This window comes from Lysobacter sp. H23M47, assembly GCF_015209765.1.
Taxonomy (GTDB): Bacteria; Pseudomonadota; Gammaproteobacteria; order Xanthomonadales; family Xanthomonadaceae; genus Novilysobacter; species Novilysobacter avium.
In genome coordinates this window covers 2,593,897-2,620,631 of sequence record NZ_CP063658.1, presented here as the reverse complement: position 1 = coordinate 2,620,631, position 26,735 = coordinate 2,593,897, and the positions used below count along the sequence as shown (strand labels likewise).

24 protein-coding genes and 1 pseudogene are annotated in these 26,735 nt (G+C 67.5%); 20 read left to right on the top strand and 5 right to left on the bottom strand.

Annotated elements, in window-relative coordinates; genetic code table 11:
• The first annotated feature begins 46 nt into the window (after positions 1 to 46).
• From INQ43_RS11820 to INQ43_RS11795, 6 genes are all read left to right on the top strand, one after another.
• Complete coding sequence (locus tag INQ43_RS11820; protein WP_194036572.1) at positions 47 to 1,018, top strand: aldo/keto reductase; 972 nt, start codon at positions 47 to 49, stop codon at positions 1,016 to 1,018.
• A gap of 103 nt (positions 1,019 to 1,121) precedes the next feature.
• Positions 1,122 to 2,075 carry an SPFH domain-containing protein gene (locus tag INQ43_RS11815; protein ID WP_194034455.1) on the top strand — a complete coding sequence of 318 codons (954 nt, stop codon included), beginning with the start codon at positions 1,122 to 1,124 and terminating at the stop codon, positions 2,073 to 2,075.
• A 3-nt stretch (positions 2,076 to 2,078) separates the two neighbouring features.
• On the top strand, positions 2,079 to 2,516 hold the full coding sequence (locus INQ43_RS11810) for an NfeD family protein (protein WP_194034454.1): 438 nt from the start codon (positions 2,079 to 2,081) through the stop codon (positions 2,514 to 2,516).
• Between the two features lie 100 nt (positions 2,517 to 2,616).
• A complete protein-coding gene (gcvT, locus tag INQ43_RS11805; protein ID WP_194034453.1) occupies positions 2,617 to 3,753 on the top strand; it encodes a glycine cleavage system aminomethyltransferase GcvT in 1,137 nt (378 codons plus the stop codon).
• An 86-nt stretch (positions 3,754 to 3,839) separates the two neighbouring features.
• Entirely contained in the window at positions 3,840 to 4,235 is a 396-nt protein-coding gene (gcvH, locus tag INQ43_RS11800) for a glycine cleavage system protein GcvH (RefSeq protein ID WP_194034452.1), read from the top strand.
• A gap of 707 nt (positions 4,236 to 4,942) precedes the next feature.
• Complete coding sequence (locus INQ43_RS11795) at positions 4,943 to 5,926, top strand: histone H1-like repetitive region-containing protein (RefSeq protein ID WP_194036571.1); 984 nt, start codon at positions 4,943 to 4,945, stop codon at positions 5,924 to 5,926.
• Between the two features lie 255 nt (positions 5,927 to 6,181).
• Here INQ43_RS11795 and INQ43_RS11790 read toward each other — a convergent pair.
• Positions 6,182 to 7,240, bottom strand: a pseudogene (locus tag INQ43_RS11790) (serine hydrolase domain-containing protein); the annotation flags it as partial.
• 319 nt (positions 7,241 to 7,559) lie between these two features.
• Between INQ43_RS11790 and INQ43_RS11785 the strand changes: the two are divergent.
• The 4 genes from INQ43_RS11785 (at position 7,560) to INQ43_RS11770 (ending at position 12,200) form a co-directional block, all read left to right on the top strand.
• On the top strand, positions 7,560 to 8,156 hold the full coding sequence (locus INQ43_RS11785) for a LemA family protein (RefSeq protein ID WP_194036569.1): 597 nt from the start codon (positions 7,560 to 7,562) through the stop codon (positions 8,154 to 8,156).
• 33 nt (positions 8,157 to 8,189) lie between these two features.
• Positions 8,190 to 10,097 carry a M48 family metallopeptidase gene (locus tag INQ43_RS11780; RefSeq protein ID WP_194036568.1) on the top strand — a complete coding sequence of 636 codons (1,908 nt, stop codon included), beginning with the start codon at positions 8,190 to 8,192 and terminating at the stop codon, positions 10,095 to 10,097.
• The gene (locus INQ43_RS11775) at positions 10,094 to 11,437 is read left to right on the top strand and encodes an MFS transporter (RefSeq protein WP_228062518.1); all 1,344 of its coding nucleotides are present in this window, start codon (positions 10,094 to 10,096) and stop codon (positions 11,435 to 11,437) included. The genes INQ43_RS11780 and INQ43_RS11775 overlap by 4 nt, the downstream gene beginning before the upstream one ends.
• 97 nt (positions 11,438 to 11,534) lie before the next feature.
• Positions 11,535 to 12,200, top strand: a complete 666-nt coding sequence (locus INQ43_RS11770; protein ID WP_194034449.1) for a DUF481 domain-containing protein — start codon at positions 11,535 to 11,537, stop codon at positions 12,198 to 12,200.
• A 25-nt stretch (positions 12,201 to 12,225) separates the two neighbouring features.
• On the opposite strand, the gene hemC is transcribed toward INQ43_RS11770, so the two are convergent.
• From hemC to INQ43_RS11750, 4 genes are all read right to left on the bottom strand, one after another.
• Positions 12,226 to 13,143, bottom strand: coding sequence for a hydroxymethylbilane synthase (gene hemC, locus INQ43_RS11765; protein ID WP_194036567.1), 918 nt, complete (start codon positions 13,141 to 13,143; stop codon positions 12,226 to 12,228).
• Positions 13,144 to 13,160: 17 nt separating this feature from the next.
• The gene (locus tag INQ43_RS11760; protein ID WP_194036566.1) at positions 13,161 to 13,916 is read right to left on the bottom strand and encodes a LytTR family DNA-binding domain-containing protein; all 756 of its coding nucleotides are present in this window, start codon (positions 13,914 to 13,916) and stop codon (positions 13,161 to 13,163) included.
• A 39-nt stretch (positions 13,917 to 13,955) separates the two neighbouring features.
• Positions 13,956 to 14,621, bottom strand: a complete 666-nt coding sequence (locus INQ43_RS11755; RefSeq protein WP_194035885.1) for an alpha/beta hydrolase — start codon at positions 14,619 to 14,621, stop codon at positions 13,956 to 13,958.
• Positions 14,622 to 14,715: 94 nt separating this feature from the next.
• Positions 14,716 to 16,479: an SLC13 family permease gene (locus INQ43_RS11750; RefSeq protein WP_194034446.1), complete on the bottom strand. Its 1,764-nt coding sequence runs from the start codon at positions 16,477 to 16,479 to the stop codon at positions 14,716 to 14,718.
• A gap of 181 nt (positions 16,480 to 16,660) precedes the next feature.
• On the opposite strand from INQ43_RS11750, the gene INQ43_RS11745 reads away from it, so the two are divergent.
• The 10 genes from INQ43_RS11745 (at position 16,661) to hslV (ending at position 26,734) form a co-directional block, all read left to right on the top strand.
• On the top strand, positions 16,661 to 17,638 hold the full coding sequence (locus INQ43_RS11745; RefSeq protein WP_194036565.1) for a YafY family protein: 978 nt from the start codon (positions 16,661 to 16,663) through the stop codon (positions 17,636 to 17,638).
• A gap of 107 nt (positions 17,639 to 17,745) precedes the next feature.
• On the top strand, positions 17,746 to 18,096 hold the full coding sequence (locus INQ43_RS11740; protein ID WP_194034445.1) for a hypothetical protein: 351 nt from the start codon (positions 17,746 to 17,748) through the stop codon (positions 18,094 to 18,096).
• A gap of 88 nt (positions 18,097 to 18,184) precedes the next feature.
• Positions 18,185 to 20,314 carry a prolyl oligopeptidase family serine peptidase gene (locus tag INQ43_RS11735; protein ID WP_194036564.1) on the top strand — a complete coding sequence of 710 codons (2,130 nt, stop codon included), beginning with the start codon at positions 18,185 to 18,187 and terminating at the stop codon, positions 20,312 to 20,314.
• A 112-nt stretch (positions 20,315 to 20,426) separates the two neighbouring features.
• Complete coding sequence (locus tag INQ43_RS11730; RefSeq protein ID WP_194037683.1) at positions 20,427 to 22,553, top strand: S9 family peptidase; 2,127 nt, start codon at positions 20,427 to 20,429, stop codon at positions 22,551 to 22,553.
• A 5-nt stretch (positions 22,554 to 22,558) separates the two neighbouring features.
• A complete protein-coding gene (locus INQ43_RS11725; RefSeq protein ID WP_194034442.1) occupies positions 22,559 to 22,948 on the top strand; it encodes a YbaN family protein in 390 nt (129 codons plus the stop codon).
• Positions 22,949 to 22,988: 40 nt separating this feature from the next.
• The gene (locus INQ43_RS11720; RefSeq protein WP_194036563.1) at positions 22,989 to 23,201 is read left to right on the top strand and encodes a lipoprotein; all 213 of its coding nucleotides are present in this window, start codon (positions 22,989 to 22,991) and stop codon (positions 23,199 to 23,201) included.
• Positions 23,194 to 24,060 carry a diaminopimelate epimerase gene (dapF, locus tag INQ43_RS11715; RefSeq protein ID WP_194036562.1) on the top strand — a complete coding sequence of 289 codons (867 nt, stop codon included), beginning with the start codon at positions 23,194 to 23,196 and terminating at the stop codon, positions 24,058 to 24,060. Before INQ43_RS11720 ends, dapF begins: the two co-directional genes overlap by 8 nt.
• Positions 24,057 to 24,731 carry a DUF484 family protein gene (locus tag INQ43_RS11710; protein ID WP_194036561.1) on the top strand — a complete coding sequence of 225 codons (675 nt, stop codon included), beginning with the start codon at positions 24,057 to 24,059 and terminating at the stop codon, positions 24,729 to 24,731. Before dapF ends, INQ43_RS11710 begins: the two co-directional genes overlap by 4 nt.
• Positions 24,721 to 25,650: a tyrosine recombinase XerC gene (gene xerC / locus INQ43_RS11705; protein ID WP_194036560.1), complete on the top strand. Its 930-nt coding sequence runs from the start codon at positions 24,721 to 24,723 to the stop codon at positions 25,648 to 25,650. Before INQ43_RS11710 ends, xerC begins: the two co-directional genes overlap by 11 nt.
• Positions 25,651 to 26,182: 532 nt before the next feature.
• Positions 26,183 to 26,734 carry an ATP-dependent protease subunit HslV gene (gene hslV, locus INQ43_RS11700; protein WP_194034437.1) on the top strand — a complete coding sequence of 184 codons (552 nt, stop codon included), beginning with the start codon at positions 26,183 to 26,185 and terminating at the stop codon, positions 26,732 to 26,734.
• The last annotated feature ends 1 nt before the right edge of the window (position 26,735 follow it).

Sequence of the window (26,735 nt, the reverse complement as noted above, 5' to 3'; positions counted from 1 at the left end):
TTACACTGCGGGCATGCGCCCCCGCGCCATCCAGCAAGGAGCCACCATGCAATACCGTCGCCTCGGTTCATCCGGCCTGCAGTTGTCAGCGCTGTCGTTCGGCGCCTGGGTGACCTTCGGCGGCCAGGTGGGACGAACGACCGCGCGCGAGCTGATCGCGGCGGCCTGGGACAACGGCATCAACTTCTTCGACAACGCCGAGGGCTACGGGCACGGCGTGGCCGAATCGCTGATGGGCGACGTCATCGCCGACCTGCGCCTGCCGCGCGACGGCTATTGTGTGTCGAGCAAGGTGTTCTTCGGCGCGAACGAAGATCCTCGGCCGACCCAACGCGGGCTGTCGCGCAAGCACGTGACCGACGCCTGCCACGCCGCCCTGCGCCGGCTGCGGGTCGACTATCTGGACCTGTTTTACTGCCACCGCCCCGACCCCGATACACCGGTGGAGGAAACCGTGTGGGCGATGGACGCGCTGGTGCGCCAGGGCAAGGTGCTCTACTGGGGCACCTCGGAATGGTCGGTGGGGCAGATCCGCGAAGCGCACAAGGTGGCGCGGCAGAACCATCTGGTCGCGCCGACGATGGAGCAGCCGCAGTACAACCTGCTGCACCGCGAGCGCGTCGAACTCGAGTACGCGCCGCTGTATGCCGAATACGGAATGGGTGCGACGGTGTGGTCGCCGCTGGCATCGGGCCTGCTCACCGGCAAGTACAACGACGGCATCCCCGAGCAGAGCCGGCTGGCCGACCCGGCCATCAGCTGGTTGCGGGGCTTCGTCATCGGCGACCCCGAGCAGCGCCGGATCGAGCGCGCGCGCGAATTCACCAGCCTGGCCCGTGAGTTTGGAGTAGCCCCCGCGCCGCTGGCGATCGCCTGGTGCCTGCGCAACCCGCACGTGTCCAGCGTGATCCTGGGAGCAACCAGCGTGGATCAGTTGCTGCAGAACCTGCAGGCGCTCGAGGTGCTGGAGACGCTGGAGGAAGCCTGCTGGCACAAGATCCGCGTGGTAGCGAACTGACGCCGACGCGCCTGCCAACGACCCAATGCGGCGCGGACCGCGCGCCGCGCGATTGGCGCCGGCGCGTGTCTATACTCGCGTTCTCACTGAAGGGGATGCAGGGATGAATCTGGGATCGGGCTTGGCGGTGGTGCTGCTGGTGGTTTTCGTGGTGGTCGTGTTCAAGGCCGTGCGCATGGTTCCACAGGGCTACGAATGGACCGTGGAGGCCTTCGGTAAATACACCCACACGCTCTCGCCCGGCCTGCATTTCCTGATCCCGATCTACCAGAGCATCGGACGCAAGATCAACATGATGGAGCAGGTGCTCGACGTGCCCAGCCAGGATGTCATCACCAAGGACAACGCCGTGGTCAAGGTCGATGGCGTGGTCTATTTCCAGGTCCTGGACGCCGCCAAGGCCGCCTACGAGGTCGCCCAGCTGGAGATCGCCACGCTCAGCCTGGTGATGACCAACATCCGGACCTCGATCGGTTCGATGGACCTGGACGAATCGCTGTCGCGGCGCGACGAGATCAACGCCAAGGTGCTGGTGGCCGTGGACCAGGCGACTCACCCGTGGGGCCTGAAGGTCAACCGCATCGAGCTCAAGGACATCGCGCCTCCGCGCGACCTGGTTGATGCCATGGCGCGGCAGATGAAGGCCGAGCGCGAGAAGCGCGCCAACATCCTGGAGGCCGAGGGCTTCCGCCAGGCCGAGATCCTCAAGGCCGAGGGCCAGAAGCAGGGCGCGATCCTGCACGCCGAGGGCGAGAAGGAAGCCGCCTTCCGCGAAGCCGAAGCGCGCGAGCGGCTGGCCGAGGCCGAGGCGAAGGCAACCGAGATGGTGTCCAACGCGATCGCCAACGGCAACGTGCAGGCGATCAACTATTTCGTCGCCCAGAAGTACATCGAGGCGTTCAAGGCGCTGGCCGAGGCGCCCAACCAGAAGTTCGTGCTGATGCCGATGGAATCGGCCGGCGTGATCGGCTCGCTGGCCGGCATCGCCGAGCTGGCCAAGGACGCGCTGGGCGCGCAACCCGGCGCCGCGTCCGCAGCGCCCCGGATCGGACGCTGAGCCATGCACTGGGATTGGCAGGCGGTCACATGGGCGGTGGTCGCGCTGGTGCTGATCGCCGCGGAGACACTGATACCCGGCGCCTTCCTGCTCTGGCTCGGCGTCGCCGCCGCGGCGGTGTTCGTGCTGCTGCTGCTGTTCGACCTCTCGCTGCTCTCGCAGGCGGTGGCGTTCGTCGTGCTCAGCGTGATCTCCATCCAGATCTATCGCACCCGCTTCCGCGGTCGCGGCCGCCAGAGTGACCGGCCCAGCCTCAACCGCCGCGCCGATGCGCTGGTCGGCCATGTGGCCACCCTGCACACGGACATCGTGCAGGGGCGCGGCCGGGTCCAGATCGCCGATGCGTACTGGGACGTGACCGGGCCGGAGCTCCCCGCCGGCACGAGGGTGCGCGTGGTCGGCAGCGAAGGCATGACGCTGCGGGTGCAGATCGCGGAATAGGCGCCGCGTTTCGCGCGCGGCCACGGCCACCGTACGCCGGTGCCCCGTGGCAGCCGTGCTGTCTGGGATAATGGCCGGATCATTCCTGCCAGGATCGACCATGACCCCCACCAAGGCCCCGCAGCACACCGTCCTCAACGCCCATCACCGAGCGCTTGGCGCCAAGATGGTCGACTTCGGCGGCTGGGACATGCCGATCCACTACGGATCGCAGATCGACGAGCACCATCTGGTGCGCCAGTCCGCCGGGATGTTCGACGTCAGCCACATGACGGTCATCGACCTGCGCGGCCCGCGCACCCGCGAGCTGCTGCGGCTGCTGATGGCCAACTCGATCGACAAGCTGAAGAAGCCGGGTAAGGCGCTCTACACCTGCATGCTCAACGAGCGCGGTGGCGTGATCGACGACCTGATCATCTACTTCATCGCCGAGGACTTCTTCCGCCTGGTCTCCAACGCGTCCACCCGCGACAAGGACCTGGCCTGGATTGAACGCCACGCCAAGGCCTTCGATGTCAGCGTCGACGAGCGCGCCGACTTCGGCCTGATCGCGGTGCAGGGACCGCAGGCGCGCGACAGGGTCATCGAACTGCTGGATCCCGCCGAGCGCGAGCGCATCGGCAAGCTGCCCAAGTTCTCCTTCACCCAGACCCGCGGCAGCGATTGCACCGACATCTTCATCGCGCGGACCGGCTACACCGGCGAGGACGGCTTCGAGCTGGTCCTGCCCGAGTCGGCGACGGTGTCCACCTGGCAGGCGTTGCTGGATGCCGGCGTCAAACCGGCGGGCTTGGGCGCGCGCGACACCCTGCGCCTGGAGGCGGGGATGAATCTCTACGGGCAGGACATGGACGAGGACGTCACGCCTTATCAGGCCGCGCTCGGCTGGACGGTGAGCCTGGACGAAGGCCGTGATTTCATCGGCCGCGACGTCATCGAGCGCCAACACCGCGACGGTGCCGGATGGCAGATGATCGCCCTGGTGATGGACGATCGCGGCGTGCTCCGGCACGGCCAGAAAGTGCTCACCGATCTGGGCGACGGCGAGATCCTTTCGGGGACTTTTTCGCCGACCCTGGGCAAGGGCATCGCCTTCGCCCGGGTGCCGGCGGGCGAGATCGCGCAGGGCCGCGCGGGCAACGTGCGCGTCGACATCCGTGGCAAGGAAGTGCCTCTGCGCGTGGTGAAGTTCCCGTTCGTCCGCGATGGCCAGGCGCAGCCGGGCGTGCTCGACTGACGCCGACTCCAGGCCGCGCGCTCGCCGCCGGCCGGCTTGGTTACACTAGCGACCCTTCATCCACCAGCGGTAAGCGGAGCAATGCCATGAGTGAGATCCCCGGCGACCTGAAGTTCCTGAAATCACACGAGTGGGTGCGCGTCGAAGATGACGGCACGGTCACCATCGGTATTTCCGACCACGCCCAGGGCATGCTCGGCGACCTGGTCTATGTCGAACTGCCCGCGGTGGGCGATCGGGTCGAGGTCGGCAACGCCTGCGCCGTGGTCGAGTCGGTCAAGGCGGCATCGGACATCTACGCGCCGGTCACCGGCACCGTCGAGGCGATCAATGACGCCCTCGAGGACAAGCCGGAGACGATCAACGAGGACGCGTTCGGCGAAGGCTGGATGTTCACCATCAAGATCGAGGATCCCGACCAGCTCAACGACCTGCTCGATCCCGACGCGTACACGGCGATGGTGGAAGACGACGACGCCTGAGTTTCCCGACATGGCCTGATCGCACCCGCGCCGGAAACGGCGCGGGTGTTTTTTTGTCCGCCGCGCACTGCGTACGTCGTGCGCGAAGTGCTCCGGTGCTGCGCAAATGCTTTGGTGCAGCGCGAAACCGGCGATGGATTCGCGTCACTTTGCTGCAGCGCCAACTGGTCAATAATTCACCACCCAATAGAAGGTGGTTAAAGTTTCACCACTTCCTTCTACGCGTGCGGGAAATGGTGCCAGCCTTGTGCCGCGCGGGTTGCAGCGATCAACCCATCATCGTGTGCGGGTTTTTCTGGTGCGGGTCGGGATGCCGCGCCGTTGCTTCGATCACGCACCTCCGCGTCATCGGGATCGATGGACGCGCGCGGCGCGTCAACTTTGTTGACACCGGCAAATCGCGTGACTAGGTTGCGCGAAGTACAGACTTGCGCGGATAAGAGTGAGCAAAGCCACGACGACCAGTCGTATTGTTGAACCGACCACCGCCCATATCGATGGCGTGGCGGTCATGTCTCCGACGTCGCTGATCCACTCGGCGAGGTCCGAGCTCCGGAATACGTATCGCGCCGAACCCGGTTCTTCCCTTGCGGAGAGCCGGTTTTTTGTTTTTCAGGGTGCGGCGTGTTGGCGTCGGAAAGCCGTGCAGACGGCGTTGCCTGGAACCGGGTTGTATCCACGATAGACCACTGACGAGGAACCATCGCATGGCCATGAGAAAAGCTGCAACGAAATCGCCCACCCCGAGAAAGACGGCAAGCAAATCAGCCGCGAAACCGTCGGCCACCAACTCCGGCAGCAACGGCGCGGCCACCGATGGGATGGGTGCCAGCGCCGCGCAGGCGGACGGGATGACGGCCGCCGCCAAGCCCGCCGCACGCAAGACGCCATCCAAGAAGACCGCGATGGCAAAGGCGCCGGCCAAGAAGGCTGCCGCGAAGAAGACTGCCACCACGAAATCCGCTGCCAGCAAGTCGGCCTCCGCTGGCGCCACGGCAAAGAAGGCGACGGTGAAGAAAGCGGCGACCACCAAGACCGCCGCGAAAAAAGCGACGGCGAAAAAAGCCAGCGTGAAAAAGCCCGCAGTGAAAAAGGCCGCTGCCAAGAAGGCGACTGCGAAGAAGGCAACGGCAAAGAAGGTCACAGCCAAGAAGGCAGTGGCGAAAAAGACACCTGCGAAGAAGGCAACCGCCAAGGCCGCAACCGCAGCGAAGGCGACCAAGAGCGCCGCGACCAAAAAGGCAACGGCGAAGAAGACCTCGGCCAAGAAGGCTCCGGCCAAGAAAGCGGCAGCCGGGAAGACCGCGACGAAGAAGGCGGCAACCAGGACGAGCGCAACGAAGAAGGCCACGGCCGGCAAGAGCGCCTCGGCGAAGACCGGTGCGAAGAAAACCGCAGCCAGTAAGACCGCAGCAAAGAAGGCTGCGCCAAAGAAGGCGGCCGCCAGGAAGGTGCCCGCGAAGAAGACCGCCACCGCCAAGACGGCGAGCAAGAAGGCTCCGGCAAAGAAAGCTGCTGCGAAGAAGCCCGGCAGCTCCGCAAGCTCAAAGACCCCCGCGAAGCGCGCAGCAAAGTCGGCGGGCGAGTCGGGCGCAGGCAAGAAGCCGGCAGCAGCCCGGAAGTCCTCCAGCAAGAAAAAGTCGGTCATGCCGCCGACCGCGACCCCCGAGACGCCCAAGGCCCTGCTCTAGGGAGCTACGCCGGGCCAAACAGGCTGTGACAGAAAAGCCCTCTACCGATCGGTGCGGTAGAGGGCTTTTTCAATGCGGGCCGTGTCAGGTGAAAGAGAGCGCGGCAGATCATCAGCCGACGAAGACGCCGGGTGCTTACTGCGGAGCGGCGGTCGAGCGCGTTGCGGTCGAACCCGGAGCGTCGCTGTTCTGCTGCGGCCATGAGGCATAGCGGATGCTGGGATCGATCTTCGGATCCAGCCATGCCGTCATCGAAGACGGGATATCCAGCGCCCGATCCAGCATGGTCGGCAGCAGGCCGGTTGGCAGCGTGCTTTCGCCATTCCACAACATCACAATGCCCAGATCCGTATCGGGCACCAGGGCGATCATGCCGCGGTAACCCTGCACCGCGCCGGCGTGGTAAACCACGCGGTGGCCGGCATATTCGTACACCCGCCACCCGAGTGCGTAGCCGGCGGAATCCAGGCGCGCGCGCCTCCATGCCGAAGAACGCGTCTGGTCAGGCGTATCCACTAGCGGCTCGTGCAGGGTGGCAAGCAGTGGCGCCGGAAGGACGTCAGGGCGATGACCGGTGTGGGCGAGCAGCCATTGCGCCATGTCGCTGGCGCTAGCATTGACTCCGGCCGCTGGCGCCACTTCGTAATAGGTGGACTTGGGCATTACCGACACCCAGCCGCCCTTGCCCCGAACGTGCGGCTTGGCCCAGCGCGCGCTCGATTCGATCCCTTCCAGGCCCAGGCTGGCGTCGTTCATGCCCAGCGGCTTGAGCAGGCGACGGCTGACTTCCTGGCTGTAGAAGTCGCCGGTGGTCGCGAACACGATGTCCCCGATCAGGCTGAAGGCAACGTTCTGGTAGGCGTAGCAGGTGCCGGGCGCGCACTTCATGGGCGCTGCCGCCAGCCTGCGGCTGAGGTCGCGATAGGGCACGTAGCCCTCAAGGTCGCGGTCGTAGGCGTTGTTCGTCAGGCCGACGCGGTGGCTGAGGATGTCGGCAACGGTGATCTGCTGGGCGGCACCGGGCTGGCTCATGCGGAAGTCGGGCACGTAGTCGGTCAGGTGGCTGTCCCAGCGCAGGGTGCCGTTGTTGACCAGCAGCCCGGCCATGGTCCCGGCGAAACTCTTGGACAGCGACGCCAGACGGAACACGGTGTGTGCGTCGACCGGCTGCGCGTCGCTGACATCGGTGATGCCATACCCGCGGGCGCTGAGCACCTGGCCGTTGTGCACGATGGCCATCGCCATGCCCGGTACGCGCTGGTCGGCAACCATCTGCTGGGCAATGGCTTCAAAGGTGGCGACGTCAAATCCGGCCGGCAGTGCAGGGCCTTGCGGCTTGAGCGCAAGCGGCGCAGGCGAAGCCTGCACGGGGCGCTGGTCGGGCACGACCTGGGTCGCGATAAAGGCGTCCATCGGCGAGCTGTGGACGGGCAGCGGCGCGCTGGCTTGCGGATCGCCGCCCAACAGCGAGGTCTGCGCCGTAGACGCCAATGCCACCGTAAGCAGGAAGGTCAGTGCGGCTACGCGCCTGGCGAGCCTTGTCCGCCGCTTCGATTCGTCTTTCATCGGTCGCATCGCCTGCGTATGCTGGGTTCACCCGATCATAACGCCGTTTTCCAGAGGTTTGCGAGCAATGATGTTCAGCTTCCTGATTCTATTGGGGTTAGTCCTCCTGTTCATCTTCTGGGCAGTGGCGATCTACAACGGCCTGATCGCGGCCCGCAACGCGTACAAGAACGCGTTCGCACAGATCGATGTGCAGCTGCAGCGGCGTTTCGAGCTGATCCCCAACCTGGTCGAGATCGCCAAGCGCTACATGGCGCACGAGCGCGAGACCCTGGAAGCGGTGATGACCGCGCGCTCGGCGGCGATGTCGGGTGCGGCCGCGGCCAAGAGCGTGCCAGGTGATCCTGCGGCGATGGCCCGGCTTGGCAGCAGCGAAGGAGTACTCGGCGGCGCGCTGGGACGTCTCATGATGGTGGCCGAGGCCTACCCCGAACTGCAGGCCAACCAGACCATGCGCGAGTTGACCGAAGAGCTGCGAAGCACGGAGAACCGGGTAGCGTTCTCCCGTCAGGCATACAACGACGGGGTAACCGTTTACAACAACCGCCGCGAAGTGTTCCCGGCGAGCCTGATCGCCGGGAACTGCGGCTTCAGACCGGCCGGCCTGCTCGCCATTCCGAGCGCAGAGGCCGAGATGCGGCAGAGCCCGAAAGTCGCGTTCTGACCGGCGTCAAGCCGTCGACGATGGGTTGATCGGATGAACTTCTTCGAACACCAGGCGGCTGCCCGGCGCAGTTCCGCGCGCCTGTTGGCATTGTTTTCGCTTGCCGTCGTGTCGGTGGTGCTGGCGGTAGACCTCGTCGCGTGGTCGGTGGCCGGCAGCAACGTGGCGGTTCTGGCCTGGTGCACGGTGCTGACCCTGCTGGTGATCGGGATGGGTTCGCTGTACCGCCTTGCGAGCCTGGGTCGGGGTGGCGAGTCGATCGCGATGGAGATGGGTGGCGAGCCCGCGCCGGAAGACAGCACCGATCCGGACCTGCGGCGCTTCCGCAATGTGGTCGAGGAAATGGCGATCGCCTCCGGTGTGCCAATGCCGCGGCTGTATGTGCTGGAGCACGATGCCGGGATCAACGCCTTCGCCGCCGGTTACTCGCCGTCCGATGCGGTGGTCGCGGTGACGCGTGGCGCCTTGGAGCGGCTGAACCGCGACGAGCTGCAGGCGGTGGTGGCGCATGAGTTCAGCCACATCCTCAATGGCGACATGCGCCTCAACCTGCGTCTGGTGGGAGTGCTGTTCGGGATCTCGATGATCGCGCTGATCGGGCACAAGGTGCTGCATTTCGGCTTGTACGGTTCGCGCGACGGCGGGCGCGGTCCCACCGCAGCGATCTTCATGATGGCCGGCGCAGTGGTGGCCCTCGTGGTCGGTTGGATCGGCCTGTTCTTCGCGCGCATGATCCGTGCCGGCATCAGCCGCAGCCGCGAGCGGCTGGCCGATGCAAGCGCTGTCCAGTTCACGCGCCAGACGACGGGCCTGGCAGGGGCTTTGAAGAAGATCGCCGGGTTGCCCGACGGCTCGCATCTGTTCGCCGTCGCGGACGCGGAGGAAATCAGCCATATGCTGTTTGGCGAGGGCCTGCGTTTCGGCAGCCTGTTTGGTCCGATGTTGGCCACGCACCCGCCTGTGCTGGAACGGATCAAGGCATTGGATCCTTCATTTACCAACGCCCGACTGGACACCCTGGCCCGGCGCTGGATGGACCATCCGCCGCATGGGCTGGAAGAGGATGTGCAACTGGGATTGCATGACAGCAGCCCGCTGCCGGCCAGCGGCGCCGACTATCGCGTCGACGAACAGCGGGTGTCGGGCCACGTAGGCCAGCCCGACGCGACCGACTACCGCCATGCGGGCGGCATCGTGGCCGCGATTCCCGAAGAGCTGCGGGTGTTCGCCGCCGACCGCGAAAAGGTCATGCCGTTGATCCTCGGCCTGTTGCTGGACGACCAGAAGCCGATTGCCGACAAACAGCTTTTCGGGGTCGGCGCGCGGCTGGGTCGTGCGGTCGCCGCCGACCTGGCGACGATGGCAGAGCCACTGCGGGGCCTGCACCCGGCGTTGCGGATGCCGCTGGCCGCGCTGGCGTTCCCGGTGCTGCGCCGGCGGCCCCGGCCGGAGCTGGAGCTGTTCCTGGATGCTGCCAATGCGATGGTGCTCGCCGATGGCAGCGTGTCACTGTTTGAATATTGCCTGGGGCGTTTGCTGACAGTGCAGCTGCGCGAGTCTTTGGATCCGTCGCGTTACGCCCGGACCGGCCGACGCAGTCCGCCGAAGGTCAAGCAGGAAATCGCCATCATGCTGGCGGTGGTGGCCTCGTCCGGCCATCCCGATGCCGCGGTGGCGCGGCGGGCCTACATCGCCGGCATGCAGCGGATACTGCCGCAGGCGACCCTGCCGTACGTGGTTTCATCGCAGGGGGTGCTGGCGCTGGAGGATGTGTGGGTTCCGCTGGATTCCCTGGACCCGCTGGCCAAGCGCCTGCTGGTTGAGGCGATCACACTGGCGATCGGTCACGACGGCCGCGTGACGGTGGCCGAATCCGAACTGCTGCGCACCGTCTGCGGCGTGCTGCACTGCCCGTTGCCGCCGATGCTGGCCCAGGCGTGAGCGATTCCAGCGGTCTGGGCCGGGTCCGGCGACTGCGCGCGGCGCTGGCCGAGTCGCCGCCGCTGTGGTGGTCGCTGCTGTATTTCTTCAGCCTGCTGTGTGGTTACTACGTGGTGCGGCCGGTACGCGATGCGATGGGCGCCTCCGGCGATCCCAGCACGGTGTTTCCGCAGTGGCTGCTGGACTTGGCCGACGGCGCGGGCTTCGCCCTGGGCGAGTACACCCTGCAACTGCTGTTCACCGGCACGTTTGTCACGATGGTGGTGCTGCAGCCGGTGTACGGCGCGCTGGTCGCGCGCTTTCCGCGGCGCGTGTTCCTGCCGGTCGTGTATCTGTTTTTCATCGCCTGTCTGGTGTTTTTCTTCGGCCTTTTCCATACCGGCGTCGCCGGCCGAGGCGGGGCGTTCTTCATCTGGACGGCGGTGTTCAACCTGTTCGCGGTGACCGTGTTCTGGAGCTTCATGGCCGACGTGTTCGACAACCAGCAGGCCAAGCTGGTGTACGGCTACATCGGCGCGGGCGGCACGATCGGTGCGCTGGTCGGGCCCGGCATCACCCGCCTGCTGGTCGAGGTGATCGGCGTGGCCAACCTGCTGCTGGTGTCGGCCGGATTCCTCGCCATCTGCCTGCTTTGCATCCTCAAGCTGCGCCCGTGGGCGCGGCGACGCGAGGAGCAGCACGGCGAGACCGGCGGCGAGCAGGCGATGGGTGGCTCGATGCTGGCCGGGCTGAAACTGGTCTGGCAGCGGCCCCTGCTGCGCGCGCTGGCGATCACCATGTTTTTCGGGGTCGGTGTGGGCACCTTGCTCTACAACGAGCAGGCGGCGATCGTGAAACAGTTCTATCCCGGTGCGGAGGCGGGCACGTGGTATTACGCGACGGTCGACTGGGCTGTCAACGGCGTGACCCTGCTGGTGCAGATATTCGTCACCCGCTCGCTGCTTCAGCGTTTCGGGGTGGCGCCGGCGCTGCTGGGCCCGGCCATTGCGATCCTGCTGGGCTACTGCCTGCTGGCAGCCTCGCCGCTGCCGCTGATGGTGGCGATCGTGCAGGTGGTGACCCGCTCCGGTGAGTTCTCCCTGGCCAAGCCGGCGCGCGAGACGCTGTACACGCGTGTAGACCGCGAGTCGCGGTACAAGGCCAAGGCGGTGATCGACACCGTGGTGTATCGGGGCGGCGACCTGACCTTCGTGTGGTTGCACAAGGCGCTCGCGGTGCTGGGTTCGAGCATGGTGTTTGCGGCCGGCATCTTCGTCGCGCTGGGCATGACGCTGGGCGCATGGGGGATCGTTCGCGCGCAGCGCGACCTGCCCGACGAGCGAGCGCACGAAAAGCGCTGACGTCGGCATCGATCGTCGGTGCGCCGTTTAAGCGCGGTATCCAACCTGGCGCGGGCTTCGGGGCATACTCACGGGCCCGTGTTAAGCATGTTCAACGATGAGCGTCGTACTGGGAATGGCCCTCGCGGTCATTCCGTTCACCACCTTGCCTGCTGCCTCCGCGGTGTCCGGTGATCCCACGCTGGTCCAGCTGGGAAGCGATCCGGCGCAACTGCGGCAGTTCTGCTACTCCACCCGCTGCGGCGACGAGGAGTGGCGGCGCGGCTCGGCATTGGCACCAAGCCTGACCTTCCACGACAAGCGCAAGGCACGGCCGGCACTGCCGGGCAGCCAGCGCTGGATCAGTCTGTGGGCACCGGCGCGCCCACGCGATCGCACAGCCAGCTACTCCAACAACTGGCGCGTCGGCACGCGCTACCACGTCGATGCGCTGCGTGACGGTCCGACCCGCCTCGGCCTGCAGGTGGGCGCCGGTTACCGCCTGGCGCCGCTGAACGATGACGGCATCGACCATCGTGGCGCGGTGCTGCGCGGGGCGGTGGATTTTGGCCACCGCATCAACGACCGCGCCAACTGGTCGCAGCGCATCCAGTTCGAGGCCGGCCAGGACGGCAGCACCTTCGTCAAACAGTCCTTCGGGCTGGACGTGTCGCTGTGGCCGGAGTGGACGCTGGAAAGCGATTTCCAGATTCGCCACCGGGAAACCGGGCAGAGCGGATCGGAGTCCGCGGAGTCGACGCTCAAGCTGCGTCGGCGGTTCTGATTGCTTCGGTCAGGCCGTGCGCGCGTCAGCCGCGCGGCGGCAGGAACTCGCCGGCACCCTGCCTGAGCAGACCTTCGGCGACGTCCCGACCCACCGCCGCCGGGTCATCGGCGCGGCCGGCGCTGAATGCGCGCACCGAGCGGCCGTCCTCGGCGCAACCGACCATCCCGTGCAGCGACAACGCATCACCGTCCAGTGCGGCGTAGCCGGCGACCGGCACATGGCAACTGCCGTGCAAGGCGCGGTTCATCGCCCGCTCGGCCTCCACGCAGGTGCGGGTGTGGGCGTGATCCAGCGCCGCGCAGATGGAGGCGATGGCCGGATCGTCGTCCCGGCACTCGATCGCGATCGCGCCCTGGGCGGGTGCCGGCAGCCAGTCGGGCACCAGCAGCCGGGAGCGGATCCGATCGCCCAGGCCGAGCCGGTGCAGACCCGCGCAGGCGAGCACGATGGCGTCGTACTCGCCGGCATCCAGCTTGGCCAGGCGGGTGTTGACGTTGCCGCGCAGGTCGCGCAACTGCAGGTCCGGACGCAGCGCGCGCAATTGGGCCTGGCGGCGCAGGGACGAGGTGCCGACCACCGCGCCCTGGGGCAGGCTGCCGATATCCTCGAAGCGGTTGCTGATGAAGGCATCGGCGTAGTCGGCACGCTCCAGGATGGCCGGCAGGGCGAAGCCGGGCTCCAGGTCCATCGGCACGTCCTTGAGCGAGTGCACCGCGCAGTCGGCCTCGCCGCGCAGCATCGCGACCTCGAGCTCCTTCAGGAACAGGCCCTTGCCACCGATCGCCGCCAGCGGCCGGTCCAGCACTTCATCGCCCCGGGTGCTCATAGGCACCAGCTCGACCTGCAGGCCGGGATGGGCGGCGCGCAGGGCGGTGGCGACATGTTCGCTCTGCCACAGGGCGAGCGGGCTTTTACGGGTGGCGATGCGCAGGGTCGTCATGCGCCCATTATCGCCGGTTACAGCTGCAGGAGGGTTTCACGAACGGCCGCGACGCAGCGGCGACTGACCTCCAGCGGTTGCTCCACCGCGCGCAGGACCACCGTGACCTGGCCCTCCGGGCTACGTCGCAGCTCGACGATGCGGTCGCGCGCCACCAGGCAGTTGCGATGGATGCGCACGAAGCTCTCGCTGAATTCCTCCTCCAGCGAACGCAGCGATTCCTCGATCAGGTCCTCGCCGCCGGCGTGGTGGACCACGACGTACTTCTCGTCGGCAAACAGGTAGCGCACCTCGTCCAGTGGAATCAGCCGCAGGCCACCGCGCAGCCGCGCGCACAGGTGGCTGCGCGGGGCGCTATCAACGGCGGACGGCGCCGTGGCTCCGTCAAGCGCGGTTGCGCTGCGCGCCGCGCCGGCGCGGAAGGTACGCACGCGGTCCAGCGCCGCGGTCAGCCGCTCCGCACGCACCGGCTTGACCAGGTAGTCGATGGCTTCGGCCTCGAAGGCGGACAGCGCGTGGGCGTCGTAGGCGGTGCAGAACACCACCGCCGGGCGCGCTTCCAGGGTGGCCATGTGGCGCGCGGCTTCCAGCCCGTCCATGCCAGGCATGGCGATGTCCAGCAGGACCAGGTCCGGTGCATGCTCCGCGCATGCCTGCAGGGCCTGGTGCCCGTCGCCGGCCTCGGCGACCAGCTCGATCCCCGGCATGTCGTTGAGCAGGCTGCGCAGGCGCGTGCGGGCCAGCGGCTCATCGTCGGCTATGACCACCTTCATCGCTTCTCCCCCATTGCGGCCGTGCAGCCGCTTCCCCGTTCAAGCCGCGACGAAACGCGCCGCCATCCACTCACCCAGCGCCTGGATCTGTTCGGCGCACACCTGGTGCGCCATCGGGTAGGCATGCCACTCGACGTTGAAGCCCAGTTTGCGCATCGCCTCCGCGCTGCGCTCACCGGCCTGGAACGGCACCACCGGATCGTGCGTGCCGTGGGCCATGAACAGCGGCTGCGCGCCCGCGCCCGCCTGCAGCAGTTCCTCTGCGCGGTTGGCCATGGGCAGGTAGGTCGACAGCGCGACCAGCCCGGCCAGTGGTTCGCGCCGGCGCAGCCCGGTGGCCAGCACGATTGCGCCGCCCTGGGAAAACCCCGCCAGGAGGATCCGACCAGCCGGCACCCCACGCTGCACTTCGCGTGCAATCAGCGCCTCGACCTGGGCGACGGATTCCTCCACCCCGACCTCGTCGGCACGGTTGGCCAGGTCGAAATCGCGGATGTCGTACCAGGCCCGCATCCGCGCGCCGTTGTTGACCGTCACCGCGCGCACCGGCGCATGCGGGAACACGAAGCGCAGTGCGGGCCAGTCGCGACCCACCAGTTCCGGGACGATCGGGGCGAAGTCGTTGCCGTCGGCACCCAGGCCATGCAGCCAGATCACCGACCATTCCGGCGCCGGGCCGGTCTCGTGCTCGACGGTCTCGAGCATTGCAGCGTTGGTTTCCATGGCGCCATTGTCCCCGCTTGCGCCGCCGCGGGCCAGTTGGGCGGTTGCCGGTCCCGCCGTGGCGGGCGGCGCGGGATCAGAACGGGAAGTAGACCGGAATGAGCAGTACCGCGGTGACCCAGAAGATCACCGTCAGTGGCAGCCCGATGCGCATGAAATCGGAGAACTTGTAGCCACCGGCCGCGTGGACCATGGCGTTGGTCTGGTAGCCCACCGGGGTGGCGAAGGCGGTGGAGGCGGCGAAGGCCACCGCGACCAGGAAGGGCTTGGCATCCACGCCCAGTGACTCGGCCGTGGCGATCGCGATCGGCACGATCAACACCGCGGCGGCGTTGTTGCTCATCATCTCTGTCAGCACCGAGGTCATGAGGTAGATCACCGCCAGCGAGACCACCGGGCCCATATGTCCGACCAGGCCAATGGCGTTATGGGCCAGCCAGTCCGCGCCGCCCGAACGCTCCAGGGCGATGCCCAGCGGGAGGACGCCGGCCAGCAGCATCACCACCCGCCAGTCGACCGCCGCGTAGGCCTCGTCGGGCTCCAGGCAGCGCAGGACGATCAGCGCCACGCAGCCCAGGATCGCCGAGGCCACGATCGGCAGCAGGCCCAGACCCGCCGCGCCGATCACCGCGAACATGACCAGGAATGAGGTCCACGCGCGCTGCTTGTCCACCCGCGGCTGCACGCGTTCCGCCAAAACGACAAAATTGGCGTCGTCGCGCAGCGTCGACAGCGCGGCCTCGGTGCTGTCCACCAGCAGGATGTCGCCGACGGCCAGTGGCGCATGGTCGATGTGCTGCCAGAACGGTGCGCGCTGTTGCCTCTGCATGCCCCTCACGCGGGCCCGGTAGACATGGCCGAAGCGCAGGCTGGCCAGGGTGTGGCCGACCAGGTGCGAGCCGGGCGCGATCATCACCTTGGCGTGCAGGCGCGCTGCTTCGACGTCGCCCTCCAGATCGCGCGCGACGTGGTCGAACTCCAGCTTGAGCTGCTTGCGCAGGCGTTGGATCAGGCTCCATTCCCCGCGCAGCAGCAGCCGATCGCCGGCCTCGACGCTGGTGTTGCGGCGCGGCCGGATCGCACCGTCGCGGACCAGCTTGAGGGTCATCCTGGACGCCATGTCCTCCGGCAGTGCCTTCATCGCTTCGGTGCCGATGACCGGCGAGCCTTCCGGAACCAACAGTTCGACCAGGAAGATGCCGTCCAGGCCGCCGTCATCGACTTCCGGCACGCCCAGGTCCGGCAGCAGGAAGCGACCGAACAGCATGAGGTAGGTGATGCCGATGCCGACGAAGATGATTCCCAGCGGCGCGAACTCGAACAGGCCGAAACCTTCACGGCCCGATTGCACCGCCAGCGAGTTCACCAGCAGGTTGGTCGAGGTGCCCACCAGCGTGCACACGCCGCCGAACTGCGCAGCGTAGGACAGGGGGATCAACAACTTGGAGGGGGCGCGGCGCTGGGAGATGGCGGCCGCGATCACCAGCGGCAGAAACACCGCGACCGCCGCGGTGTTGTTGACGAAGGCGGAGATGAAGGCGATCACCACCATCATCACCAGCGCGAACAGCCAGCTCCAGCGGATCCGCGCCAGTGCCTCGCCCAGGCCCTCCAGTGCGCCGCTGCGTTGCAGGCCGGCGCTGAGCACGAACATCGCCGCCACGGTGATCGTCGCCTCGCTGCTGAAACCCGACAGCGCCTCCGTCGGCGACACCAGTCCCAGCACCAGCAAGGATGCGAGCACCAGCAGGGCGACCACGTCGGTGGCCAGCTTCTCGCTGACAAACAGGTAAACCGCGCCGGCCAGGACGGCCAGCGTCAGCCAGAGGTCGATCTGCATCAGCGGCTGGCTCGCGCGGGGCGGGGCTCGGGCATGGTTCGCATGGCGGGAGCCGGCGCTGTCATGGGGCGGGGACTGTCATGCATGGGGCGCATTGTGCCCGCTGGCGGGGAACGTGGGCGAGTTGCGCCGGAGTGCGTTGGTGGCGTAGGACGTCGTGGAACCGTCTAAAGTGCGCACCATGGAACGTATCGAACGCATCCACGCCCTCCACCGCATCCTCACCGGCGCGCGCTATCCGGTCACGGTGCCACGCCTGCAGGAAGAGCTCGAGTGCTCGCGGGCCACCGTCTACCGCGACCTGGCCTATCTGCGCGACCAGCTGATGGCGCCGGTGATCGGCAACGGCGAGGCCGGCTTCCGCTACGACCCCGAGGACAGCCACCGCTTCGAGCTGCCGGGCCTGTGGCTGAGCTCGGACGAGCTGCACTCCTTGCTGGCGGCACAGCAGCTGATGCTGCGCAGCGGGGGAGGCGTGCTGGCCAATGCGCTGGCGCCGCTGCAGCAGCGCATCGAGAAACTGCTCGACGACCACGCCGGCGGGCGCCGGGTGCCGGTGGAGCGGGTCAGGGTGGTCGCCCATCGCATCCGCCGACTGGAGGAAACCGCGTTCCGCCACGTCGCCACCGCGGTGCTGGACCGGCGCCAGCTGGTGTTTGACTACCGCGCGCGCTCGACCGACCAGCTCACCCGGCGCACGGTGTCGCCGCAGCGGCTGACCCATTACCGCGACAACTGGTACCTGGACGCCTTCGACCACGACCGCGACGCGCTGCGCAGCTTCGCCGTGGACCGGATCAGCGCCGCCCGCCAGCTGGAAGAGGTTGCCCGCGACGTGCCCAACGAGGAGCTCGACCGCCAGCTGGCCTCCAGCTACGGCATCTTCTCCGGCACGCCCAAGGGATGGGCGACGATCGTGTTCAGTGCCAAGGCGGCGCGCTGGGTGGCCGATGAGCACTGGCACTCGCAGCAGGAAGGCCGCTTCCTGCCGGACGGGCGCTACGAGCTGAAAATCCCCTTCAGCTCCGGCCGCGAGTTGCTGATGGACGTTTTGCATTACGGCAGCGATGCGGAGATCACCGCGCCGCCGTCCCTGCGCGAGCAGGCGCGGGCCCTGCTGAGCCTGGCGATCAGCAACTACGACCGCGATCCGGTCTGAGCCGCCGGCTCGCGCGCTGACGCCGGCCTGGCCCGTCCGCTGCGCGGTCGCAGCCCTTGAGATGGTCCGGCGCAATCCTCGGCGCATCGCCACCGAGGAGCTCTGCCATGACCGATCCCGCCAACCGCCCGCTGCCCGCCCATCGCCTGGCGCCACGCCTGCATGCGGCCCTGTGCCATGCCCTGGCGGTCGGCATAACGCTGCTGATCGTGCTGCCCGCCGCGCGCGGCTCGCACGAGCTGATCGGCTGGCTGCCGCTGTGGCTGCTCGGCATGCCCTTGAGCGCCCTTGCCGTGCTGCACTGGCTCGCGCGTCGGCAGGCCGCCGCTCCGGCGCTGCGTCGCGGAGCCCGGGCCGGTACGCAGGCGTGGCCCGCAGCCCATCTCCGCGCTTCAGCCACGCTGCCGCTGCGTCCGGCGCGCGGCGGCGCGCGCCGGCGCATCGCCGAGGCCGCATAACTGGCGCCACCGGCCGGGGGGGAAGTGGGGCTGTGCTAACTTTCCATGGTTGTCTCACCCTGTCCCCAATTTGCACACCGGAGCGCCCATGTCGCAGCTGCTGAAGGCCCGTCGGGCCGCCATCCTTGTTGCCGGCCTCGCAGTGGCGATGGGCAGCGCCCACGCCCAGGAGGCCCCCGTGTCCGACCCGTACCAATGGCTGGAAGACGTCGAAGCGCCCAAGGCGCTGGAGTGGGTCAAGGCCCGCAATGCCGCGGCCGAGGCCGAACTGGCCGACACGCCCGCCTTCAAGCAGCTGGAGTCGCAAATCCTGGCGATCCTCGATTCGGACGCCAAGATTCCCTACGTCGAGAAGATCGGCGACTACTACTACAACTTCTGGAAGGACGCGCAGCACCAGCGCGGCCTCTGGCGTCGCACCTCGCTGGCCGAGTTCCGCAAGGACAAGCCGCAGTGGCAGACGGTGATCGACCTGGATGCGCTGAACAAGGCTGAGGGCGAGAACTGGGTCTGGCACGGCGCCGACTGCCTGAAGCCCGAGTACCAGCGCTGCCTGGTCGCCCTGTCGCGTGGTGGCGCCGATGCCGACGTCACCCGCGAGTTCGACCTGGGCGCGATGGGCTGGGTCACGGACGGTTTCTTCCGTGACGAGGCCAAGGGCGGCCTGGGCTGGATCGACCGCGACAGCGTCTACGTGTTCACCGATTTCGGTCCCGGCACGATGACCGAGTCGGGCTACCCGCGCATCGTCAAGCAATGGCAGCGCGGTACGCCGATGGACAGCGCGACGCTGGTTTACGAGGGCAAGCCCGACGACATGTACATCGCCGCCGGTCGCGACCACACGCCGGGCTACGAGCGCGACTTCGTCACCCGCACCCTGGCGTTCTACAACGACGAGCTCTACCTGCGCGGCGCCGACGGCAAGCTGACCAAGATCGATGCGCCCAACTCGGCGATGAAGTCCGTGCACAAGGACTGGATGGTCCTGGAACTGCGCGAGCCGTATAAAGCCGGCGGCAGGACCTGGCCGGCAGGCAGCCTGATCGCGATCAACTTCGACGACTTCATGGCCGGCAAGCGCGATTTCACCAACCTGTTCGTGCCGACGGAAACGTCATCGCTCGCAAGCTCGACCTGGACCGCCAACCACCTCGTGCTGAACGTGCTGGAGGACGTCAAGAACCGGCTCAGCGTGCTGACCCCGCCCAAGGAGGCGGGCGGCGAATGGAAGCGCAGTGCTTTTGTTGACCAGCCCAAAGGCACGGTCAGCGTCGCCGCGGTGGACGCCGACAACAACGACGATCTGTGGGTGATGGCGTCCGACTACCTCAACCCGCAGTCGCTGTCGCTGGCAACCATCGGCCAGGCGCCGGAAGTGCTGAAGACCATGCCGACGTTCTTCGACGCCTCCAACGAGGTGGTCGAGCAGCATTTCGCCACCAGCAAGGACGGCACCCGCGTGCCTTACTTCCTGGTCCATCCCAAGGGCATGCCGCTGGACGGCAGCACGCCGACCCTGCTGTACGGTTACGGCGGTTTCGAGATCTCGCTGACGCCGGGGTATTCCGGCGCGGTCGGCAAGGGCTGGCTGGAGAAGGGCGGCGCCTACGCGGTGGCCAACATCCGCGGCGGCGGCGAGTACGGTCCGCGCTGGCATCAGGCCGCGCTGAAGGCCAACCGTCACAAGGCGTACGAGGATTTCGCCGCGGTGGCCAGGGATCTGGTCGCCCGCAAGGTGACGTCTCCGAAGCACCTGGGCATCCAGGGCGGCAGCAACGGCGGCCTGCTCACCGGCAACATGCTGACCCAGTACCCGGAGCTGTTTGGCGCGGTGGTGATCCAGGTGCCGCTGCTGGACATGCAGCGCTACCACAAGCTGCTGGCCGGCGCGTCGTGGATGGCCGAGTACGGCGACCCGGACAAGCCGGAGGAGTGGGAGTTCATCAAGACCTTCTCTCCCTACCACCTGTTCGACGCCGACAAGGACTACCCGCCGACCCTGTTCACCACCTCCACCCGCGATGACCGCGTCCACCCGGGCCATGCCCGCAAGATGATGGCCAAAATGATGGAGGCCGGAAAGGATGTGCGCTACTACGAGAACATCGAAGGCGGCCACGGTGGTTCGGCCAACAACCGGCAGGCCGCGCACATGAGCGCGCTGGCCTACACCTTCCTGTGGAACCAGCTGGCCGACGACACGTCGGCTGACTGAGCCTGCCACCCGCGCCCGGTCCGATCCGATGAAGTCCATGTTCCTTGCAGCCGTCCTGACGACCTCGGTCCTCATGGCGACCGCCACCCCGGCCCTTGCCCAGAGTCCGTCCATGTCCTCCAGTGTTTCTCCCAAGACGTCCCTCGCCACCGCGACCGCCCCCGATGTGGAGAAGCGGCCGCACATGGTCACCGCGCCGCACGGTGCGACCCGCACGGACGAGTACTACTGGCTGCGCGACGACACCCGCAAGGACCCGGCGATGCTGGCCTATCTGGAAGCGGAGAACGCCTACGTCGACACCGTGATGGCGCCGCTGAAGGGGCTTGAGGACACGCTCTACGAGGAAATCGTCGGCCGCATCAAGCAGGACGACAGCTCGGTGCCGTACCGCGAGCGCGGCTGGTGGTACTACACGCGCTTCGAGACCGGCCAGGATTACCCGATCCATGCGCGCCGCAAGGGCTCGATGGAGGCCGACGAGCAGGTCCTGCTCGACGTCAATGCGATGGCCGCCGGCAAGGAGTATTTCAGCGTCGGCGACTACCAGGTCAGCCAGGACAACCGCCTGCTGGCCTGGGCCGATGACGCGGTGGGCCGGCGCCAGTACGTGATCCGCTTCAAGGACCTGGACACCGGCAGGATCCTCGACGATGCCATCCCCGGCGTGTCGGCCAACGTGGTCTGGGCCGATGACAACCGCACCGTGTTCTACGTCGAGAACGACCCGGAAACCCTGCTTACCGTGCGCGTCAGGAAGCACGTGCTCGGCACCCCGGTCGCCGATGACGTGCTGGTCTACGAGGAGCACGATGACAGCTTCTACATGGGCATCGGCCGCACCCGCGATGACAAGTACATCTGCATCGGCGTGGAAAGCACCGTGTCCAGCGAGAGCCGCTGCGCGCCGGCCGCCGACCCGGGCACGTTCACCGTGCTGGCCCCGCGCGAGCGCGACGTGGAATACAGCGCCGACCACCACGACGGACGCTGGGTCATCCGCACCAACGCACCCGGCGCGGATGGCAGGCCGGCCGACAACTTCAAGCTGATGACCGCGCCCAGCGACGCGACCTCGCGCGCGCAGTGGCAGGAGTGGATCGGCGTCGACGAGGACGTGTTCATCGACGGCTTCGAGCTGTTTGACGGCTTCACCGCGGTGGCCGAGCGCTCCGGCGGGCTGGAGCGGCTGCGCCTGATCCGCGGCGACGTCGGCCAGGTCGACCCGGCCTCCGAATACGTCAAGGCCGACGAGAGCGCCTACTCGATGGGCCTGTCGACGAACTCTGAGCCCGACACCGACTGGCTGCGCTACAGCTACACCTCGTTGACCACGCCGGACACCACCTACGAGCTCAACACCCGCACCGGCGAGCGCCGCCAGCTCAAGCAGCAGCCGGTGATCGGCTACGACCCCGCGCTCTACACCACCGAGCGGCTGTGGGCGAGCGCGCGCGACGGCAGCAAGGTGCCGGTCTCGGTGGTCTATCGCAAGGGCTTCAAGAAGGACGGCACCGCCGCGTTGCTGCAGTACGCCTACGGCAGCTACGGCTATTCGATGGACCCGGCCTTCAACCTGCCGGTTGTCAGCCTGCTCGATCGCGGCATGGTCTACGCGATCGCCCACGTCCGCGGCGGCCAGGAGATGGGCCGCAAGTGGTATGACGCCGGCAAGCTGGAGCACAAGCAGAACACCTTCAACGACTTCATCGACGTCACCCGGTTCCTGGTCGGGCAGGGCTACGCCGCAAAGGATCGTGTGGCGGCCTACGGTGGCAGCGCGGGCGGTTTGCTGATGGGCGCGATTTCCAACCAGGCGCCCCACGACTACCGCGTGATCCTCTCCCAGGTGCCGTTCGTGGACGTGGTCACCACCATGCTGGATGCCAGCATCCCGCTGACCACCAACGAGTACGACCAGTGGGGAAATCCGGAGGACAAGGCGTTCTACGACGTGATGCTGGCGTATTCGCCGTACGACAACCTGGTCGCGCAGGACTACCCGGCGATGTTCATCGGCACCGGCCTGTGGGACTCGCAGGTCCAGTACTGGGAGCCGGCCAAGTACGTCGCCCGCTTGCGTGACCTCGACACCAGCAGCGCGCCGATCCTGTTCCGCACCAACATGGACGCCGGCCACGGCGGCAAGTCCGGCCGTTTCCGGCGTTATCGCGAGCTGGCCGAGATGTACGCGTTCATGCTCGACCAGTTGGCGGTCGGGACAGCCGCTTCCCGGTAGCCGCCATGCCGATGGGGCGCGACCCGCATGGGCCCGTGCGCTGGGCCTGGTTGTTGCTCGCGTACGTGAGCCTGGGACTGGCTGCGGCAGGCGTGGTCCTGCCGCTGCTGCCCACGGTGCCTTTCGTGCTGCTGGCCGCGTACGCAGCCGCGCGGGGCTCCAAACAGCTGCACCAGCGGTTGCTGACCCATCGTGTGTTCGGCCCGATGATCCGTGACTGGCAACGTCACGGTGCGGTCTCGCGGCGCGCCAAGTGGCTTGCCAGCGCGTCGATGTTGCTGGCCGCTGCCATCGCGTTCCTGACGGCTCCGCACCTGTGGATCGCCGCCATCGCCACGGCCACCATGGCCGTCATCGCGTGCTGGCTGTGGCTGCGGCCCGAGCCGGAGCGCTGAGCGGTATCGCCTTGCCCGCTGGCGCCGTTACACTGCGGCGATGAACGCACGACTCCCGATTCGCCTGCTCGCCCTCGTCATTGCCCTGCCGCTGGCGGTTGCCGGTTGCGGCAACACCGGCCCCTTGGTCCTCCCCCAGGCCGCTCCTGCCGATACCCTGGTCGATGACGACGCCACGACCGACGATACGATCGAAGAACTCGGTGCCGACCCGATCCCCGAGGTGGGCGGTGACGACGACGGGAATGACTGAAGCAGCGCGGACCGGATCCAGTTCCGCCCTGCCTTTCAGCAAGATGCACGGCGCCGGCAACGACTTCGTCGTGCTGGACCTGCGCGGTGACCGCCACGCACCCGAACCGGATCTGTGCCGCGCCATCGCCCATCGCCACCACGGCGTGGGCTGCGACCAGATCCTGACCATCGAGGCGCCGCGCACCGCGGCCGCCATCGCCAGCTACCGCATCTGGAACGCGGACGGCTCGACCTCGCAGCAATGCGGCAACGGCGCCCGTTGCGTCGCCGCCTGGCTGGTGCGCGACGGCAGCGCACCGGCGTCAGGCGACTTCCAGCTCGACAGCCCGATCGGTGCCCACACGGTGCACCGCCTCCAGGATGGCCGCTACCGCGTCGACATGGGCGTGCCGGAGTTCGAGCCGGCACGCATTCCCATGGAAGGCTTCGACGCTCCGCGCGATCCCTACGTGCTGCCGGTGCGCGGCAGCATCATGCCGGTGGGCGCGGTATCGATGGGCAATCCGCATGCGCTGATCGAGGTTGAGGACATCGACGCCGCTGACATGGAGATGGCCGGTCCTGGATTGCAGGACCACCCGGCTTTTCCCGAATCGGTCAATGTCGGCTTCGCCCAGATCCTTGGCCGCGACCGCATCCGCCTGCGCGTGTACGAGCGCGGCGTCGGTGAAACCCTGGCCTGCGGCAGCGGCGCATGCGCGGCCGTCGCCATCCTCGCCCGGCGCGGCCTGGTCGATCGCGACGTGCAGGTCTCCCTGCCCGGCGGCGACCTGCAGATCAGCTGGCCCGCCGACGACCAGCCGGTGGTGATGACCGGCGCGGCCGAATTCGTATTTGAAGGAGAATGGAACGCATGAGCGAGACCACCGAAACCCTGGGTGCGCACGAGGTCGCCGCCTGGCTGCGTCGCCATCCGACCTTCCTGCAGCAGTTCCCCGACCTGTCGGTCAGCCTGGTGGTGCCGCGCGAGGAGGGCTCGGCCGCCTCCCTTGCCAGCTATCAGCTGGAGGTGTTGCGCGACAAGAACCGCGAGCTGTCCAAGCGCCTGCGCGAGCTGTTCGCCAACGCCGAGGAAAACGAGCGGCTGGCGGTGCGCACCCACCAGCTGGCCTTGGCTCTGATGCGCCAGGACACCGCGGCCGACACCGTGCGCGCAATGGCGGCGACGCTGGCGGAGGACTTCAACGGCGACCTGGTGCAGATGGTCCTGTTCGAGCCCATCGACGGACTGGACGAGAACGAGTGGCTGCAGGTGGTCAAGCGCGATGACGCGCGCCTGCAACCGTTCCGCGATTGCCTGGCCGACGGAGAGCCGCTGTGCGGTCGCCTGCAGCCGGAAAAGCACGCGCTGCTCTACGGCGACAACGCCGACCAGGTGCAGTCGACCGCATTGCTGCCGCTGCCCGCGCTGGGCCTGGTAGCGGTGGGCAGCCGCGATCCCAACCGGTTCTTTCCGGGCATGGGCACGCTGTTCCTGCAGATGATGGGCGAGGCGCTGGAAACAGCGCTGGCGAGGTATGCCCGCTGATTCCGGTGCTCCGGCGGCTGCGCCGGCTGCGCCGCTTGATCCCGCGGTCGCCCAGTTCCTGGACCATCTGCAGGTTGAACGTGCAGTCTCCGCGCATACGCTGGATGCCTACCGCCGCGACCTGACCGCGCTGGCGCAGTGGGCCGCCGGGCAGGCACTCGACCTGGTCGGGCTGGAGGCCGACTCCCTGCGCAGCTTCATCGCTGCCGAACACCGCCGCGGACTCGCGCCCAAGAGCCTGCAGCGCCGCTTGTCCGCCTGCCGCAGCTTCTACGCGTGGCTCCTGCGCCACGGCCGCATCACCGCCAGCCCCGCCGCCGCCATCCGCGCCCCGCGCGCGCCGCGGAAGCTGCCGCAGGTCCTGGACGCCGACGAGGTCAAAGTGCTGGTCGAGATCCCCACCGACGCGCCGCTCGGCCTGCGCGACCGCGCCCTGCTGGAGCTGTTCTATTCCTCCGGCCTGCGCCTGTCGGAGCTGTGCGCCCTGCATTGGCGCGACCTGGAACTCGACGACGGCTTGGTGACCGTGCTCGGCAAGGGCAGCCGCCAACGCAGCGTGCCGCTGGGGTCCTACGCCCGCGCCGCCTTGGCCGAGTGGCGCGGCTCGACCGGCGCCGGCAATGACAGCCCGGTCTTCCCCGGCCGCAACGGCCCGATTACCCCGCGCGCGGTGCAATACCGGCTACGCCAACTGGCCCAGCGCCAAGGCCTGACCAAATCCGTCCACCCGCACATGCTCCGCCACAGCTTCGCCAGCCACATCCTGGAGTCCTCCGGCGACCTGCGCGGGGTGCAGGAGCTGCTCGGCCACGCGGACATCGCCACCACGCAGATCTACACCCACCTCGACTTCCAGCACCTGGCGACGGTGTACGACGCGGCCCACCCACGTGCGAAACGGAAGCCTTCGTCTGATTGACGTGCGCCGGGTAGAAAGCTCGAGCGGGCGGGGCGGGGGACCCGGTTCAAGTCGCTCCACGATATTCGCTTGGTTGAACCGGATCCCCCGCCCCGCCCAACGGTTTACGCCGTGACTTGGGGGCGAGCGGCCTTGCTTCCTGCGTTCGCGTTCACTCGCGTCTGGCTTTGGCAGGCGCCGATGACCGCGGGTTGTTGGAGTGCGCCGCATCCTAGGTAATCGCATTGCACATCGCATCTTGCCTCGTCGCAAAACGTGGGTTGTGAGTCGTCGAGCACGGCGCCATTTGTCACCGAAGAGATACACGATTGCGCGCCGTGCTCTTGCTTGCCCCACCAGATCACCGTGGCCTTTGAGAGCGGCTGCCGGGTGCCGTTTCCACAAAGCGAATTTCGTGGAGCGACTGGAAACGGTAACCGGCAGCCGCCCCTCGCGCATTCCATTCGCCACCGGCCAAACACCGCCATTCAGCCCCCAGCGCTTGAACAGCGCCGCGCGACCCCCATCCATGAGGTTCGACCACGGAGCCCACATGGATCCCAGCCAGAATCCCACCGTCTTCCACGCCACCACCATCGTCTCGGTGCGCCGCAACGGCCGCGTCGCCATCGCCGGTGACGGCCAGGTCACCCTGGGCAACACGGTGATGAAGTCCAACGCCCGCAAGATCCGCCGCCTCGGCCGCGACGAGCAGGTCATCGCCGGGTTCGCCGGCGCCGCGGCCGATGCGTTCACCCTGTTTGAGGTCTTCGAAGCCAAGCTCGAGAAACACGGCCAGCTGACCCGCGCCGCCGTCGAGATGGCCAAGGACTGGCGCACCGAGCGCCGGTTCGGAAAGCTCGAGGCGCTGCTCGCGGTGGCCGACAAGGAAACCTCGCTGATTATCAGCGGTACCGGTGACGTCATCGAGCCCGACGACGGCATCATCGCCATCGGCTCGGGCGGCATGTACGCCCTGTCCGCCGCCCGCGCTCTGTACGCGCATACCGAACTGGACGCCCGCACCATCGCCACCGAGGCGATCAACATCGCCGGCGACGTGTGCATCTACACCAACCGCAACGTCGTGGTTGAGGAGCTGTAAG